The sequence below is a fragment of the Stutzerimonas stutzeri genome (assembly GCF_019090095.1).
GTDB classification, from domain to species: domain Bacteria; phylum Pseudomonadota; class Gammaproteobacteria; order Pseudomonadales; family Pseudomonadaceae; genus Stutzerimonas; species Stutzerimonas stutzeri_AN.
On sequence record NZ_JAGQFP010000002.1, the window covers coordinates 698,428 to 714,853 of the forward strand.

General features: G+C 63.5%; 12 protein-coding genes and 1 riboswitch. Of the genes, 6 read left to right on the plus strand and 6 right to left on the minus strand.

All coding sequences use genetic code 11. The annotated features are described in order from the left end of the window. Positions 1-32: 32 nt before the first annotated feature. A complete protein-coding gene (locus KVO92_RS12850) occupies positions 33-761 on the minus strand; it encodes a 16S rRNA (uracil(1498)-N(3))-methyltransferase (RefSeq protein ID WP_217476020.1) in 729 nt (242 codons plus the stop codon). A gap of 81 nt (positions 762-842) precedes the next feature. Then, on the minus strand, positions 843-2,249 hold the full coding sequence (locus KVO92_RS12855; protein WP_217476021.1) for an adenosylmethionine--8-amino-7-oxononanoate transaminase: 1,407 nt from the start codon (positions 2,247-2,249) through the stop codon (positions 843-845). Positions 2,250-2,417: 168 nt separating this feature from the next. Between KVO92_RS12855 and KVO92_RS12860 the strand changes: the two genes are divergently transcribed. The 5 genes from KVO92_RS12860 (at position 2,418) to adeC (ending at position 9,552) form a co-directional block, all read left to right on the plus strand. After that, complete coding sequence (locus KVO92_RS12860) at positions 2,418-2,972, plus strand: cytochrome b (RefSeq protein ID WP_217476022.1); 555 nt, start codon at positions 2,418-2,420, stop codon at positions 2,970-2,972. Between the two features lie 26 nt (positions 2,973-2,998). Beyond that, on the plus strand, positions 2,999-3,574 hold the full coding sequence (locus KVO92_RS12865; protein WP_217476023.1) for a YceI family protein: 576 nt from the start codon (positions 2,999-3,001) through the stop codon (positions 3,572-3,574). 231 nt (positions 3,575-3,805) lie between these two features. Beyond that, on the plus strand, positions 3,806-4,990 hold the full coding sequence (locus tag KVO92_RS12870; protein ID WP_217476024.1) for an efflux RND transporter periplasmic adaptor subunit: 1,185 nt from the start codon (positions 3,806-3,808) through the stop codon (positions 4,988-4,990). Between the two features lie 6 nt (positions 4,991-4,996). Next, positions 4,997-8,131 (plus strand): efflux RND transporter permease subunit, encoded by a 3,135-nt coding sequence (locus KVO92_RS12875; protein ID WP_217476025.1) that lies wholly within the window; start codon positions 4,997-4,999, stop codon positions 8,129-8,131. Continuing rightward, on the plus strand, positions 8,131-9,552 hold the full coding sequence (adeC, locus tag KVO92_RS12880; protein WP_217476026.1) for an AdeC/AdeK/OprM family multidrug efflux complex outer membrane factor: 1,422 nt from the start codon (positions 8,131-8,133) through the stop codon (positions 9,550-9,552). Before KVO92_RS12875 ends, adeC begins: the two co-directional genes overlap by 1 nt. Before the next feature lie 95 nt (positions 9,553-9,647). Here the strand turns inward: adeC and KVO92_RS12885 are convergent, their stop codons facing one another. From KVO92_RS12885 to KVO92_RS12900, 4 genes are all read right to left on the minus strand, one after another. Beyond that, positions 9,648-11,456, minus strand: a complete 1,809-nt coding sequence (locus KVO92_RS12885) for a DEAD/DEAH box helicase (protein ID WP_217476027.1) — start codon at positions 11,454-11,456, stop codon at positions 9,648-9,650. A 233-nt stretch (positions 11,457-11,689) separates the two neighbouring features. Next, the gene (metF, locus tag KVO92_RS12890; protein WP_217476028.1) at positions 11,690-12,541 is read right to left on the minus strand and encodes a methylenetetrahydrofolate reductase [NAD(P)H]; all 852 of its coding nucleotides are present in this window, start codon (positions 12,539-12,541) and stop codon (positions 11,690-11,692) included. Positions 12,542-12,618: 77 nt separating this feature from the next. Continuing rightward, on the minus strand, positions 12,619-14,028 hold the full coding sequence (ahcY, locus tag KVO92_RS12895; RefSeq protein WP_217476029.1) for an adenosylhomocysteinase: 1,410 nt from the start codon (positions 14,026-14,028) through the stop codon (positions 12,619-12,621). Positions 14,029-14,050: 22 nt separating this feature from the next. Beyond that, positions 14,051-14,200, minus strand: a riboswitch (S-adenosyl-L-homocysteine riboswitch). 229 nt (positions 14,201-14,429) lie between these two features. Continuing rightward, on the minus strand, positions 14,430-15,680 hold the full coding sequence (locus KVO92_RS12900; protein ID WP_217476030.1) for a cation:proton antiporter: 1,251 nt from the start codon (positions 15,678-15,680) through the stop codon (positions 14,430-14,432). Between the two features lie 258 nt (positions 15,681-15,938). Between KVO92_RS12900 and KVO92_RS12905 the strand changes: the two genes are divergently transcribed. After that, the gene (locus KVO92_RS12905; protein ID WP_217476031.1) at positions 15,939-16,373 is read left to right on the plus strand and encodes a hypothetical protein; all 435 of its coding nucleotides are present in this window, start codon (positions 15,939-15,941) and stop codon (positions 16,371-16,373) included. Positions 16,374-16,426 lie beyond the last annotated feature (53 nt).

The following is a 16,426-nucleotide window of genomic DNA, read 5'->3' on the forward strand; positions in this document are numbered from 1 at the left end:
GCTCGGTGACCGGCCGTGGCGTGTCGGCATGCTCAGGGCTCGGGTGGGAAATCGCCCCATAACTGCTGCGCCACGCTCAGCGCCACCACCGGCGCCGTCTCGGTGCGCAAGACGCGAGGGCCGAGGCGGGCGGAATGGAAACCTGCTTCACGGGCCTGGGCCACTTCACCATCGCTCAAGCCGCCCTCGGGGCCGATCAGGATGGCCAAGGTGGCGGGCGGTTGATGCGAGGTCAACGGCTCGGCCAGCGGATGCAACACCAGCTTGAGCGCCGCGTCCACCGCCAGCCATTCGCTTAACGGCATCGGCGAATGAATGACCGGGATGACCGAGCGGCCGCACTGCTCACAGGCGCTGATGGCGATCTGGCGCCAATGAGCCAGGCGTTTGTCCGCGCGTTCTTCGTTCAGGCGTACTTCGCAGCGCTCGCTGATGATGGGGGTGATCTCTGCGGCGCCCAATTCGGTGGCTTTCTGGATCGCCCAGTCCATCCGCTCGCCCCGCGACAGGCCCTGACCCAGATGGATGCGCAGGTTCGACTCGGGCAGACCGGGCAGCGTGTCGCGCAGATCGACCGTGACGCGCTTCTTGCCGACCTCGACCAGCTCGCCCCGGTACTCGTGGCCACTGCCGTCGAACAGTTGCACCGCCGCGCCAGTCGTCAGTCTTAGCACCCGGCCGATGTAGTGTGCAGCGGCCTCAGGCAGGTCTTGCAGGCCAAGCGCGAGTGGCGCGTCGATGAAGAATCGGGATATACGCATCGGACAGGCTACGGTCGAAAGAAGGAGTGGCAGTCTATCGCCTAAGCCGCAAGGCCTGAAGCCTGCGGCCGTTCAGGGACATCAACCCGGATCGCGAAACTCGTCGGGCGCGTCCGCTGCGATGGCGACGCTTACGGCTGCACGGGTCGCTATATCGATGCCTTCGCTGGCGACCTCCGCCAGGAAGTCGATCTGCTCCTCGGTGATGGTGTATGGCGGCAGAAAATACACCACGCTGCCCAGCGGACGTAACAGGGCGCCACGTTGCAGCGCGTGCTGATAGACCTTCAGTCCGCGACGCTCCTGCCAGGGATAGGCGGTCTTGCTGGCCTTGTCCTGTACCATCTCGATCGCGACGGCCATACCCGTCTGGCGTACCTCGGCGACATGGGGATGATCGGCCAGGTGTACGGTGGCGCTGGCCATGCGAGCTGCCAGGGCTTTGTTGGCCTCGATCACGTTGTCCCGCTCGAAGAGGTCCAGCGTTGCCAGCGCCGCGGCGCAAGCCAGCGGATTGCCGGTGTAGGTATGCGAGTGGAGGAAGGCGCGCAAGGTCGCGTAGTCGTCATAGAACGCCTGATACATCCGGTCGGTGGTCAGCACGGCGGCCATTGGCAGATAACCGCCAGTGAGCGCTTTGGACAAACACAGGAAATCGGGCGTGATGCCGGCCTGTTCGCAGGCGAACAGGGTGCCGGTGCGGCCAAAACCGACAGCAATCTCGTCGTGGATCAGGTGCACATCGTAGCGATCGCAGGCCTCGCGCAGCAGCTTGAGATACACCGGGTGATACATGCGCATGCCGCCCGCGCCCTGAATGAGCGGCTCGACGATTACGGCAGCGATCTGATCGTGGTGCTCGGCCAAGGTCTGCTCCATGTGCGCGAACATCTGGCGTGAGTGTTCCTCCCAGCTCACCCCGTCGGGGCGCAGATAACAATCGGGGCTGGGAACCTTGAAGGTATCGAGCAACAACGGCTTGTAGGTGTCGGTAAACAGGGCAACATCGCCGACCGACATGGCTGCCACGGTCTCGCCGTGGTAACTGTTGGTCAGGGTGACGAAACGCTGCTTCGCCGGGCGGCCGCAGTTACGCCAGTAATGAAAGCTCATCTTCAGCGCGACTTCGATGCCCGCCGAGCCGTTATCAGTGAAGAACACCCGATCGAGGCCCTTCGGGGTAATCCGGACCAGTCGCTCGGACAGCTCCACCACCGGCTGATGGCTGAAACCGGCCAGCATCACATGCTCGAGTTGATCGAGCTGGTCCTTGATGCGCTGATTAATGTATGGATTGGCGTGGCCGAAGACGTTGACCCACCAGGAGCTGACCGCATCGAGATAGCGCTTGCCGTCGAAATCCTCCAGCCAGACGCCTTCTCCTCGCCGTATCGGAATCAAGGGCAACTGCTCGTGATCCTTCATCTGGGTGCAGGGGTGCCAGAGTACGGAGAGGTCGCGCTGCATCCAGCTGTCGTTCAGGCTCATGATCGCTCCTTTGCTCGGTAAAATCGTCGCAGCCTAGCAGAAGTCGCTTGTGGCGCTCAGCCAGGTGCGCATCTATCTACCTAGTCGATAAATTGAAACAAAAAAACGAGATTCATTCCGATCTGTTAGCCGTTAGGCTTGTGCTCATTCAATTCACGGGACGCGTTCATGCAGTGGCGAAACTCAACCAGTAACTATGGCTTGGTCAGTATTGTGATGCACTGGCTCGTGGCGATCGGCGTGGTCGGGCTGTTCGCGCTGGGTTACTGGATGGTGGGGCTGACCTACTACAGCAGCTGGTACCGTACCGCCCCGGAGATCCACAAGAGCATCGGCCTGCTGCTTCTGGCGTTGATGACGTTCAGGGTCGTCTGGCGGTTTCTCAGCCCCGGTCCGAAACCCCTGGCGCATCATGGTCGCTTGACCCGCGCGGGCACCAAGGCGGGCCACGGCCTCCTCTACATCGGGCTCTTCGCGGCGATGATCTCCGGTTATCTGATCTCCACCGCCGATGGGCGTGGCATCAGCGTGTTTGGCTGGTTCGAGGTGCCCGCAACGATTACTTCCATACCCAAACAGGAAGACGTGGCCGGCCTGGTTCACCAATACCTCGCCTGGGGCCTGCTGATTTTTTCCGGCGTGCATGCATTGGCGGCGCTGAAGCACCACTTCATCGACCGCGATGCGACGCTCAAACGAATGCTCGGTCGTGCCGAAGCCTGATCTCATCAATCACTCAAGGAACCGTTATGTTGAAGAAAACCATCGCTGCATTGGCCCTGGGTTCGTCCCTGCTCACCGGCCAGGTACTGGCTGCCGACTATGCGATCGATACCCAAGGGCAGCATGCCTTCGTCAACTTCAAGATCAGCCATCTGGGCTATAGCTGGGTCTGGGGCAGCTTCAAGGAATTCGACGGCAACTTCAGCTTCGATGCCGACCAGCCAGAGGCGAGCAAGGTCAAGGTGACGTTGCAGACCGCCAGCGTCGACACCAACCACGCCGAGCGCGACAAGCACTTGCGCAGCGATGACTTCCTTAACGTCTCCGCACACCCGACCGCCACGTTCGAGTCCACCTCGGTCAAGTCGACCGGTGAAGGCACTGCCGATATCACCGGCAACCTGACGCTCAACGGTGTCACCAAGCCGGTGGTGATTGCCGGCAAGTTCATCGGCGAGGGCAAGGATCCCTGGGGCGGTTATCGCGCCGGCTTCGAGGGCACCACGACGCTGAAACTGAAAGATTTCGATATCAAGATGGATCTCGGCCCGGCGTCCCAGACGGTCGACCTGATCATCTCGGTGGAAGGCGTTCGCCAGTAAGCCGAAGCAGTGTCCCCAGCGCCGGCGTCAGCCGGCGTTCTGCTTTCTGTAGCGACGAGACGCGCTTCTCGCTCGTGCATGGACACGCTGATGATCGCTGTGATGGCGCGTCATAGACGCGATCAGCTGTTTACAGACATTCGTGAATGTAAGTATATTCCCCACATTCTGCCATTCGAGTCTGTCCGAGCCATCGCGCTCTGGGCTGTCTGTTCAATGAGGTTGCGTTCGATGTCAATCAAGCAAGCCAGTGCTGCTCTGATCCCCCTTCTTGCCGCTGCGGTGCTGCTGGGCGGCTGCCGCGATGACCAGGCGGAGCAGGCCGGTGGGGGTGAGCCGCAGCCAAAGCCGCAGGTGGGTATCGTGACCCTCGAGGCTGAGCCATTCGCGCAGACAACCGAACTGCCGGGTCGTACCACCGCCTATCGGGTGGCCGAGGTGCGGCCGCAGGTCAGCGGGATCATTCAGAAGCGCCTATTCACCGAAGGCAGTGAGGTGAAGCAGGGGCAGCAGCTGTATCAGATCGATTCATCCGTTTATGAGGCCACGCTGAAAAGCGCCGAGGCGCGGTTGGCTTCGGCCAAGTCGCTGTCCGATCGCTATGGCCTGCTGGTCAAGGAACAGGCCGTGAGCCAGCAGGCCTACGACGAGGCCCGTGCGGCGTCGCTGCAGGCGCAGGCCGAACTCGAGCGGGCCAAGATCGACCTTCGTTACACCAAGGTGCTTGCGCCCATCTCTGGTCGTATCGGCCGCTCCGCCGTGACCGAAGGTGCCCTGGTCAGCAATGGGCAAGCCCAGCAGCTGGCAACCATCCAGCAGCTCGATCCGATCTATGTGGATGTCACCCAGCCGGTGCAGGACCTCATCGCCTTGCGCGCAGACCTGGAAAGCGGCCGGCTTCAGCAGGCCAGTGACAGCGCAGCCAAGGCTCGCCTGATTCTGTCGAACGGGACTGAATATCCGCACGACGGCACGCTGGAAGTCTCGGAGGTGGCCGTGGACGAAGGCACCGGTTCGGTCACCTTGCGCGCCGTGTTCCCCAACCCCGACAAGAACCTGTTGCCGGGCATGTTCGTCCACGCACGGCTGCTGGCCGGGGTGCGCGAACAGGCGCTGCTGGTGCCGCAGCAGGGCGTCACCCGTAACGCTCGCGGTGAGCCGACCGCGATGGTGGTCGGTCCGGACAACAAGGTCGAGCTGCGCCAGATCAAGACGGAGCGCGCGGTGGGCAACCGCTGGCTGGTCAGCGACGGCTTGCAGGCCGGCGACCGCGTCATCACCGAGGGTCTGCAGTTCATCCGCCCCGGTGTCGAGGTCGATCCGCGGCCGGCCGGCAACGTGCAGCAGGCCGGGCAGGCGGGTGGACAGCCCAACGGGCAGGCAGGCGCAGCACCTGCTGCCGGCCAAGGGGAATAACCCGATATGTCCAAGTTCTTCATCGATCGACCGATCTTCGCCTGGGTCATCGCCCTGGTGCTGATGCTTGCCGGCACGCTGGCGATTCTCAACCTGCCGGTCAACCAGTACCCGAGCATCGCGCCGCCCAACGTGTCGATCTCGGTCAGCTATCCGGGCGCTTCGGCGCGGACCGTTCAGGACACCGTCGTCCAGGTCATCGAGCAGCAGCTCAATGGTCTCGACGGGCTGCGCTATATCTTCTCGGAGAGCAACTCCGACGGCAGCATGACCATCAACGTGACCTTCGAGCAGGGGACCAATCCCGATATCGCTCAGGTACAGGTGCAGAACAAGCTGCAGCTGGCGACCCCGCTACTGCCGCAGCAGGTCCAGCAACAGGGTATTCGCGTATCCAAGTCGGCCCGCAACTTCCTCATGGTGGTCGCGTTGGTCTCCAAGGACGGCCAGCAGAGCAACTACGACCTGGCCAACTACATCGTGGCCAATATCCAGGACCCGATCTCCCGTACCGAAGGTGTCGGCGACTTCCAGGTGTTCGGTGCGCAGTACGCCATGCGGATCTGGCTCGATCCGGCCAAGCTGCAGCAGTACCAGTTGACCGCTCCGGATGTGCGCTCGGCGATACAGGAGCAGAACGTCCAGGTGTCATCCGGTCAGCTTGGTGGCCTGCCTGCCGTGAAAACCCAGCAGCTCAACGCCACCATCATCGGCAAGACGCGCCTGGAAACCCCCGAACAGTTCCGTAAGATCCTGCTGAAGGTCAACGCCGACGGCTCCCAGGTGCGTCTGGGCGATGTCGCCAAGGTCGAACTCGGCGCAGAGAACTATGCGATCCGTGCCGAATACAATGGTCGTCCGGCGGCGGGTCTGGGCATTCGCCTGGCCGCGGGCGGCAACGCGCTGGATACCGCCAATGCGGTGCGCAAGACCATTTCCGAGCTGGAGCCCTTCTTCCCGCCAGGCGTCGAGGTGGTCTACCCCTACGACACCACGCCGGTGATCTCGGCCTCGATCGAAGGCGTGGTACACACGCTGCTCGAGGCCTTCGTGCTGGTCTTCCTGGTGATGTTCCTGTTCCTGCAGAACCTGCGGGCGACCCTGATCCCGACGCTGGCCGTACCGGTGGTGATCCTCGGCACATTCGCCATCCTGCTGACGTTCGGATACAGCATCAATACCCTGACCATGTTCGCCATGATCCTGGCGATCGGTCTGCTGGTGGACGATGCCATCGTCGTGGTGGAGAACGTCGAACGGGTGATGCGCGAGGAAGGGCTCTCGGCCCGAGAGGCGACGCGCAAGTCCATGGGGCAGATCCAGAGTGCGCTGGTGGGTATCGGCGTGGTGCTGTCGGCCGTATTGCTGCCGATGGCCTTCTTCGGTGGCTCGACGGGTGTCATCTACCGCCAGTTCTCCATCACCATCGTCTCGGCCATGGTGCTGTCGGTACTGGTTGCGCTGATCTTCACGCCGGCGCTGTGTGCGACCATCCTCAAGCCACATGACGGCGATCATGAGGGCAAGCGTGGTTTCTTCGGCTGGTTCAACCGCACCTTCGATCGCGGCACCCGTGGCTACGAGCGTGGCGTGGCGGCTGTGCTGCGGCGTAAGGTGCCCTACCTGCTGATGTATCTGCTGATCGTCGGCGTGATGATCTGGATGTTTACCCGCATTCCCACCGCCTTCCTGCCCGAGGAGGATCAGGGCGTGCTGTTCGCCCAGGTGCAGACGCCGGCCGGTTCGACCGCCAACCGCACCCAGGAAGTGGTCGAACAGATGCGCGACTATCTGCTGAACGAGGAGAGCGAGACGGTCCGCTCGGTGTTCACCATCACCGGCTTCAACTTCGCCGGCCGTGGCCAGAGTTCGGGCATGGCCTTCATCATGCTCAAGCCCTGGGAAGAGCGCACCGAGTCCGGGCAGGGCGTGTTTGACCTGGCCCAACGTGCCCAGGGCTATTTCTTTAGCCTGCGCGATGCCATGGTGTTCGCCTTCGCACCGCCTGCGGTGATGGAGTTGGGCAACGCCACCGGTTTCGACGTCTACCTGCAGGATCAGGCCGGGCTCGGTCACGAGGCCCTGACCCAGGCGCGTGACAAGTTCATGGAGCTGGCGGGGCAGGATCCGACGCTCGCCGGGGTGCGCTTCAACGGCCTGCGGGACGAGCCGCAGTACCACCTGATCATCGACGACGAAAAGGCGCGTGCGCATGGGGTTTCGCTCGCTGCGATCAACGACTCGCTGTCGATCGCCTGGGGGTCGAGCTACGTCAACGACTTCATCGACCGCGGGCGCGTCAAACGCGTCTACATGCAGGGCGAGCCCACCTCGCGGATGAACCCCGAGGACCTCGGCAAGTGGTACGTGCGCAACGATGCCGGCGAGATGGTGCCGTTCACCGCGTTCGCCAGTGGCGAGTGGGTCTACGGGCCGCCCAAGCTGACGCGTTTCAATGGCGTGCCGGCCATGGAGATCCTCGGCTCGGCCGCACCCGGTTACAGCTCGGGCGAAGCCATGGCTGCGGTCGAGCGGATTGCCGAGCAGTTGCCGGCCGGTATCGGCTACTCCTGGACTGGCCAGTCCTATGAGGAGCGCCTCTCCGGTTCGCAGGCGCCCGCTTTGTATGCGCTGTCGCTGCTGGTCGTGTTCCTGGCGCTCGCAGCGCTGTACGAGAGCTGGGCGATTCCGTTCTCGGTCATGCTGGTCGTGCCGCTGGGCATCGTCGGCGCGCTGGCCTTCACCATGGGGCGTGGGTTGTCCAACGACGTCTTCTTCCAGGTGGGGCTGCTGACCACCATTGGCTTGTCGGCGCGTAATGCGATTCTGATCGTGGAGTTCGCCAAGACCCTGCATGAGCAGGGCATGACCTTGTTCGACGCGGCTATCGAAGCCTGCCGCATCCGTCTGCGTCCCATCGTGATGACGTCGCTGGCGTTCATGCTCGGCGTGCTTCCGCTGGCTGTCTCCAGCGGCGCGGGGGCGGGCAGCAAGCATGCGATCGGTACCGGCGTGATCGGCGGCATGTTCAGCGCCCTGTTGCTGGCCATATTCTGGGTACCGCTGTTCTACGTCCTGGTGTCTTCGCTCAGTGGGCGTTGGAAGAAGAAAGGCGCTAAGCAACCGAAGGGAGAGGTGTAATGAACAAGTCGGTAATCGCTCTGGCGCTGATGGGGGCGCTGAGCGGCTGCTCTCTGATTCCTGAGTATCAGCGTCCTGACGCCCCTACGGCGGCCAGTTGGCCGGAAGGCGAGGCCTACAAGGGTGTTGTCGGTGCGGCTCAGGAACAGCAGGCGCTGGACTGGGAAACGTTTTTCCGCGACCCGGCGCTGCGGCAGCTGATCGGTGTGGCATTGGAGAACAACCGCGACCTGCGTGTCGCGGCGCTTAACGTCGATGCCTATCGTGCGCTGTACCGCGTCCAGCGAGCCGACCTGTTGCCCGCAGTGAGTGCGGACGGTGCTGGCAGTCGCACACGCACACCCGGTGATCTCAACCAGACCGGACAGAGTGCCATCAGCAGCCAATACAGCGCGACGCTCGGCGTGTCGTGGGAGCTGGACCTGTTCGGTCGCCTCGGCAGCTTGCGTGAGCAGGCTCTGCAGGAGTATTTCGCCACCGCGGCGGCCCAGCGCAGCGCGCAGATCAGCCTGATCGCCAGCGTTGCCAACGCCTGGTTGACGTTACAGGCGGATCAGGCCCTGCTGCAGGTCAGTCGCGACACCTTGAAGACCTACGAGCAAAGCCTCGGTCTGACTCAGCACAGTTTCGATGTGGGCGTTGCCTCGGCGCTCGATCTGAGCCAGGCACGCAGCGCCGTGGACACGGCGCGGGTCCGTATCGAGCAGTACACCCGCCAGGTGGCGCAGGATCGCAATGCGCTGACGCTGTTGCTTGGGCAGAACATCCCGGGTGATCTGTCGGCCGGCCAGGAGCTGGAGCGCGAGCAGTTGGCGCCGTTGCCCATTGGCCTGCCATCCGATTTGTTGCGCAAGCGTCCTGACATCATCCAGGCGGAGTATCAGCTGAAGGCGGCCAATGCCAACATCGGTGCGGCGCGCGCCGCGTTCTTCCCGCGTATCAGTCTGACGGGCGCTGCCGGTACGGCCAGCAGCGAACTGTCCGGCCTGTTTGACGGAGGATCGAGCTACTGGACTTTCTCGCCGAGCATCAGTGTGCCCATCTTCAATGCTGGCCAGTTGCGCGCCAATCTCGATTACGCCGAGATCAGCCGCAACATTCAGGTAGCGCAATACGAGACGGCCATCCAGACCGCCTTCCGCGAGGTGGCCGATGGCCTGGCTGCGCAGGCGACCTATACGCGCCAGGTGCAGGCGCAGCGTGACCTGCTCGATACCAGCGAAGACTACTTCCGCCTGGCGGAGCGACGCTACCGAACCGGTGTGGACAGCTACCTGACGCTGCTGGACGCGCAACGCCAGCTGTTCGATGTGCAGCAGCAGTACATCACCGATCGCCTGGCGCAGATGATCAGCGAGGTCAATCTGTTCAAGGCGTTGGGCGGTGGCTGGGACGCGCAGCCGACGTCCGACGAGGGCTGACGGCTTCATCGCGGGCGCGCCGCTCGGTGGGGCGGTCCGGCTCAACAGGACAGGCACGAAAGAAAACGCCGCCCCGAAGGGCGGCGTTTTTCGTTTCAGCGGTTGCGCGTCAGCAGCGCCGGCTTTTCGCCGCGGGGGCGGGTCGGTAGCTGATCCAGCTGCTCCGCACTGGGCAGTCGGTCGAGCTTCGACTCCTTGTGAATGATCAACGGCTGCTTCTCCTTGGGCTTGGCTGCGACCTCGTCCAGGCGTCCGCCGCGCTCGTTGTCGATGCGCCGGCCTTCGTTCTTGCGTCGTGGCTGGCCGCCGCGCGATTGGCCCTGGCCCTGGCGCTTGCCCTTGCCCTGACCGGCACCACCTGTCGAGCTGCCGGCGGCACGCGGCCCTGCTGCGGCGCGCGGCTGGCCCGAACCAGGCTGAGCGGGCGTGCCTGGGCGACGGCCACGTCCCGGCTTGTTCTGATACGGACTGACGTAATCGACGCGATTGCCGAAATTGTCCAGCTCGTCATCGAGAAACACTTCCGGGTCGCGATCACTGGGCAAGCGTGGCGGGCGGCTGACGGGAGCTGCCGCCGCGCCAGTCGACGAGGCGCTGGCGCTGGCATTGCGCGACTTGTTCCGACCGCGGCGGTTGCGCTCTTTCGGCTCACCGCTGGGGCTCTCGGCCTTGGCTGCGCGAGGTTTGCGCTCGCCGTTGCGTGGCGGACGCGGTTGGCGAGGCTCGCGTACTTCGGGTTTTTCCGCTTCGACGGCGCTGGCATCGAAGCCCATCGGATCACCGTCGGGAATGCGTTGCTTGGTCATCCGCTCGATGCCCTTGAGCAGCTTCTCTTCGTCAGGCGCGACCAGCGAGATCGCCTCGCCGCTACGGCCGGCGCGGCCGGTCCGGCCGATGCGGTGAACGTAGTCTTCTTCGACGTTGGGCAGCTCGAAGTTGACCACGTGCGGTAGCTGATCGATGTCCAGGCCGCGCGCCGCGATGTCGGTCGCCACGAGGATGCGAACGGCGTTGGCCTTGAAGTCCGCCAGCGCTTTGGTGCGGGCGTTCTGGCTCTTGTTGCCATGAATCGCCACGGCCGGCAGGCCATGCTTGTCGAGGTACTCGGCGAGACGGTTGGCGCCATGCTTGGTGCGGGTGAAGACCAGCACCTGCTCCCAGGCACCCTGGGTGATCAGGTGCGCCAGCAAGGCGCGCTTGTGGCTGGCTGGCAGGCGGAACACACGCTGTTCGATGCGCTCGACCGTGGTGTTCGGTGGCGTGACTTCGATGCGCTCCGGCTCGTGCAGCAGCTTGCTGGCAAGATCGGTGATGTCCTTGGAGAAGGTGGCCGAAAACAGCAGGTTCTGGCGCTTGGCTGGCAGCTTGGCGAGGACCTTCTTGACGTCGTGGATGAAGCCCATGTCGAGCATGCGGTCGGCCTCGTCGAGGACCAGGATTTCCACATGCGACAGGTCGACGGCCTTCTGGTTGGCCAGGTCGAGCAGGCGGCCCGGGCAGGCGACGAGCACGTCGAGGCCCTTCGAGATGGCCTGAATCTGCGGGTTCATGCCGACACCGCCGAAAATGCAGGCGCTCTTGAACGGCAGGTCGCGAGCATAGACCTTGAAGCTGTCATGGACCTGAGCGGCGAGTTCACGCGTCGGTGTCAGTACCAGCACCCGCGGCTGTCGCGGGCCATGGCGGTGTTCACGGTCGGGATGTCCGCCCGGGAACAGAATTTCCAGCACGGGGAGGGCAAAGCCACCGGTCTTGCCGGTTCCCGTCTGTGCGGCGACCATCAGGTCGCGTCCTTGCAACACGGCGGGAATGGCCCGCTGTTGCACCGGTGTAGGCTGGGTATAACCGGCAGCCTCGACGGCACCGGCCAAAGCCTCGGAGAGACCGAGGGAAGCAAAGGACATGAGTAATCCTGTCTTGTGTAGGGCGATGCCCTGGGATGGTCATGCCTGGCTCGAATCGCGACTGGCGTGCGATCCCGTCCGGTCCTGCCGCATTGAAAGATGCTGACATCCGGGCGTAAGCCTGGCGGAAGTGCGGAGTATAACAGAGCCTGTTAACGCCGCATTGCTAGGACAGTGTGGCAGTTCGCAGGTTCATTGACCAGCTCCCTGTTCGCAGGGAGCTGGTGCAACGATCAGCGGGCCAGCTTGAGATTGTCCCAGATGGCCAGGCAGGGTTCCGCCTGGTTCAGGGTGTAGAAGTGCAGGCCCGGTGCGCCACCGGCCAGCAGCTTCTCGCACATCTCGCTGATCACCTGTTCGCCGAAGGACTGGATGCTCTCGGCGTCGTCGCCGTAAGCCTCCAGTTGCTTGCGTACCCAGCGCGGGATCTCGGCGCCGCAGGCGTCGGAAAATCGTGCCAGCTTGCTGTAGTTGGTGATTGGCATGATGCCTGGGACGATCGGCGTCTCCACGCCCAGCTTGCGCACACGCTCGACGAAATAGAAGTAGCAGTCGGCGTTGAAGAAGTACTGGGTGATGGCGCTGTCGGCGCCAGCTTTGGCTTTGCGCACGAAATTGGCGAGGTCCGCTTCGAAATTGCGTGCCTGCGGATGCATCTCCGGATAGGCGGCAATCTCGATGTGAAAGTGGTCGCCCGTTTCGGCGCGAATGAACTCGACCAGTTCGTTGGCATAACGCAGCTCGCCGCTGGCCATGCCCATGCCCGACGGCAGGTCGCCGCGCAGCGCAACAATGCGCTTGATGCCTGCGTTCTTGTACCGATTCAGCAGCTCGCGCAGCTCCTGCTTGCTGTCGCCCACACAGGAGAGGTGCGGTGCGGTGGGCACCTTCACTTCGCCGTCGAGCTGCAGCACGGTGTTCAGGGTGCGGTCGCGCGTCGAGCCGCCAGCCCCGTAGGTGCAAGAAAAGAAGTCCGGCTTGTATTCGGCCAGGCGCCTGGCCGTGGCCAACAGTTTTTCGTGCCCGGCGTCGGTCTTGGTCGGGAAAAACTCGAAGCTGAAGTTATGGCTACGTGTTTGTGACATGACAGTTCCTTTGAGCGATCGGCCGCACCGCCTCCTGCGAGGCGGGCTCGAGGAGAAGGGGTGCGGCCGTGCCTCGATTAGTAGCGGTAGCTATCGGGCTTGAACGGGCCTTCGACTTCAACGCCGATGTACTCGGCCTGGCTTGGGGTCAGACGGGTGATGACACCACCGAAGCCCTTGACCATCTCGGCGGCTACTTCCTCGTCGAGCTTCTTCGGCAGCACCATGACAGTGACGTTCTTGCTCTTCTCGACAACCGGCAGGTCGGCGAACTTTTCGTTGAACAGGTGGATCTGTGCCAGCACCTGATTGGCGAAGGAACCATCCATGATTCGGCTCGGGTGACCGGTGGCGTTGCCCAGGTTCACCAGACGGCCCTCGGCCAGCAGGATCAGGTAGTCGTCGTTCTGCGCATCGAAGCTGCCAGCGCCAGTGCGATGGATCTTGTGCACCTGCGGCTTGACCTCTTCCCACGCCCAGTTCTTGCGCATGAAGGCGGTGTCGATCTCGTTGTCGAAGTGACCGATGTTGCACACCACGGCGCGCTTCTTCAGCGCCTTGAGCATGCCGGCGTCACAGACGTTGGCGTTACCGGTGGTGGTGACGATCAGATCGATCTTGCCCAGCAGGGCGGTGTCGATGCTGGCATCGGTGCCGTCGTTGAGGCCGTTCTTGTAGGGCGAGACCAGCTCGAAACCGTCCATGCAGGCCTGCATGGCGCAGATCGGGTCGACTTCCGAGACCTTGACGATCATGCCTTCCTGGCGCAGCGACTGGGCCGAACCCTTGCCTACGTCGCCGTAGCCGATGACCAGCGCCTGCTTGCCCGACAGCAGGTGGTCGGTGGCGCGCTTGATGGCGTCGTTGAGGCTGTGACGGCAGCCGTATTTGTTGTCGTTCTTGCTCTTGGTGACCGAGTCGTTGACGTTGATCGCCGGAATCTTCAGGGTGCCTTTCTTCAGCATGTCCTGCAGGCGATGCACGCCGGTGGTGGTCTCTTCGGTGACGCCATGGACGCGCTCCAGGACCTGCGGGTACTTGTCGTGCAGGATCTGGGTCAGGTCACCACCGTCGTCGAGGATCATGTTGGCGTCCCACGGCTGGCCGTCCTTGAGGATGGTCTGCTCGATGCACCACTCGTACTCTTCTTCGGTCTCGCCCTTCCAGGCGAATACCGGGATGCCGGCGGCGGCAATGGCGGCGGCGGCCTGGTCCTGGGTCGAGAAGATGTTGCAGCTGGACCAACGGACTTCGGCGCCGAGCGCGGTCAGCGTCTCGATCAGTACGGCGGTCTGGATGGTCATGTGGATGCAGCCGAGGATCTTCGCGCCTTTCAGCGGCTGCTCGCCGGCGTACTTGCGGCGCAGGCCCATCAGTGCGGGCATTTCCGATTCGGCAATGATGATCTCGCGGCGGCCCCAGGCAGCCAGGGATATGTCGGCGACCTTGAAATCATTGAAACCGGCAGGCGTCATGACAGCGCTCATTGAAGAGTCTCCATTCGTAGTATGCGAATGGGCGCCGTTGATGCGTTTGGTTAACGCCCCATCCGAGCCTGACAGGTAGAAGCTGGTTTGGATCTGCTGCGGTGAAGCAGGGAAGCGCGGTGGCTTGCCGATCCAGAACAGCTTTCGATCTGCTGCAGCGCCCCTCGGACAGGTGGCGGGCACGGCCGAACAGCGTCGGCGGTGTGAAACCCGGCGATTATAGCCGCGACCGCGCTAGATCCCAAGCCCGCCTCGGGCCCGTCGGCGCAACCGCGTCGGCGGCAAGGAGCGATGCAGGCCGACCGCAGCTCGGCACGATTGCCTCGGCGCTGCGGTGGGCCTGTGTTTTCGGGGCCGGGGGGCGATCACCGCGTAGGTGGTGACAGCGGCGGCTTGCGCAGTTAGTGCGCGTCGCCAGGGCGCGTGCAGATTCGCCGGACCAGGCGGCCAATGGTCAGGCCCTGGACGAGGATGGAGAACAGCACCACCAGATAAGTGATGTTGAGCAGCAGGTTGCGTTCGTCGCTGGCCGGCAGCGCCAGCACCAGGGCCACCGAGATGCCGCCGCGCAGGCCGCCCCAGGTGAGGATGCGCACCGTTCCGTTCGGCAGGGCGCGGCCGAGCTTGCGCAGCAGCAGGGCAGGCGGGCCGACCGCGATCAGGCGGGTGCCCAGGATCAACAGCGCCACGCACAACGCGATGAGCAGGTACTGCGCGCTGAAGGGCAGCAGCACCAGCTCCATGCCGATCAGGACGAACAGCACGGCGTTGAGGATTTCGTCGAGCAGCTCCCAGAAGTTATCCAGGTTTTCCCGCGTGTGCTCCGACATCGCGTGGCGCCGCCCCTGATTGCCGATGATCAGGCCGGCCACCACCATGGCGATCGGGCCGGAGACATGCAGGTGCGTCGCCAGGGTATAGCCGCCGAGGACCAGGGCCAGCGTCAGCAGCACCTCGACCTGGTATTGATCGATGCTTTTCAGCAAGGCGAAGGTGAGCGCGCCGAGCAGGCCGCCGAGCAGGATGCCGCCGCCGGCTTCCTCGACGAACAGCCACACGGCTTCGCCGGCACCTGGCGCTTCACCGCGCGCGAGCACGCCCAGCAGAACGGTGAACACCACCACCGCAACCCCGTCATTGAACAGTGACTCGCCGACGATGGTGGTCTCCAGCGCCTTCGGTGCACCCGCCGAGCGCATGATGCCCAGCACGGCGATCGGGTCTGTCGGCGAGATCAGTGCGCCGAACAGCAGGCAGTAGATCAGCGGCGGCTGCAACTCGAACAGGTCGAGGATGAGCCAGCTGCCGTAACCGATCACAGCGGTGGAAAACAGCACGCCGGCCGTTGCCAGCAGGCCGATTGCCCAGCGCCGGGCTCGCAGGTCGGCCAGGTTGATGTGCAGGGCACCGGCAAACAGCAGAAAGGACAACATGCCGTCCATCAGCACATGGTTGAAGTCGATGCGTCCGACCAGGCTTTCAATCTGTTCCTCGATCGACGGCAGGCCCAGCAACGCCAATGCATGCAGCAACACCGAAAACACCAGTGCCGTCGCCATGACGCCGATGGTCGGGGGCAGACCGATGAAGCGGTAGTTGAGATAGGCGAGCAGGGCCGTGAGGCTGATGAAAATGGCCGACAGTTCGAGCATGAGGTCCTCGGATACCTTTTGGCAGGTAGGTTAGGCAATGGACTGGGTATGGGCGCGATGGGTGCCGGGCACCGTGCCGGATGACGGCGCTGGCCTGGGCGAGCCAAGGCAGGCATGCAGGGGCTACCATAGGCGGGGCGCGCCGGGCGCCCTGATTGTTGCATCCTGAATGGCAATTGCCTCGAACGCGTTCGCGGCAGGGCGGTCAAAAAAGGAGCTCTGGTGACTCTCGCCGGGCGAAACCACAGGAGCACCCCGATGAACCTCTTGTTTCGTTCCGTTCCGTTTGCCTTGATCACCGCGTTCAGCCTGCCGGCTGCCGCCAACTCCTGCTATGTCACCGCGCAGACGTCCGGCGCCGTGCCGCCCCCGGTGGTGACGGAAAAGTGCTTCGAGTATCGAGGGCTGAAGGACAACTCCATCGACTGGGTGTGCCAGGACAACGAGGCGATCAAGAATTCCCAGCGGGAAATTCGCGACAGCTGTCCGGCCGGACACTTTGGCGTCTGTACTGCAGCGCTGACGCCGGAAACCCTTGCCAACGAGCGCGCCACCGGCACCCAGGCCGACAACGGCACGCTGCCGACCACGGTGCCGAAGGAGGCCCGGATCGTCACCTACCACTACGAGGCGACCGACCGTGCCCAGGCGAAGATCGACTGCGAGAGCGCGGGTGGTGAATGGTCGCAGTAGGCCCGGTGCGTTTGGTGATTTTGTCGCATGGGTAGATAATCGCCGGCCTTCGA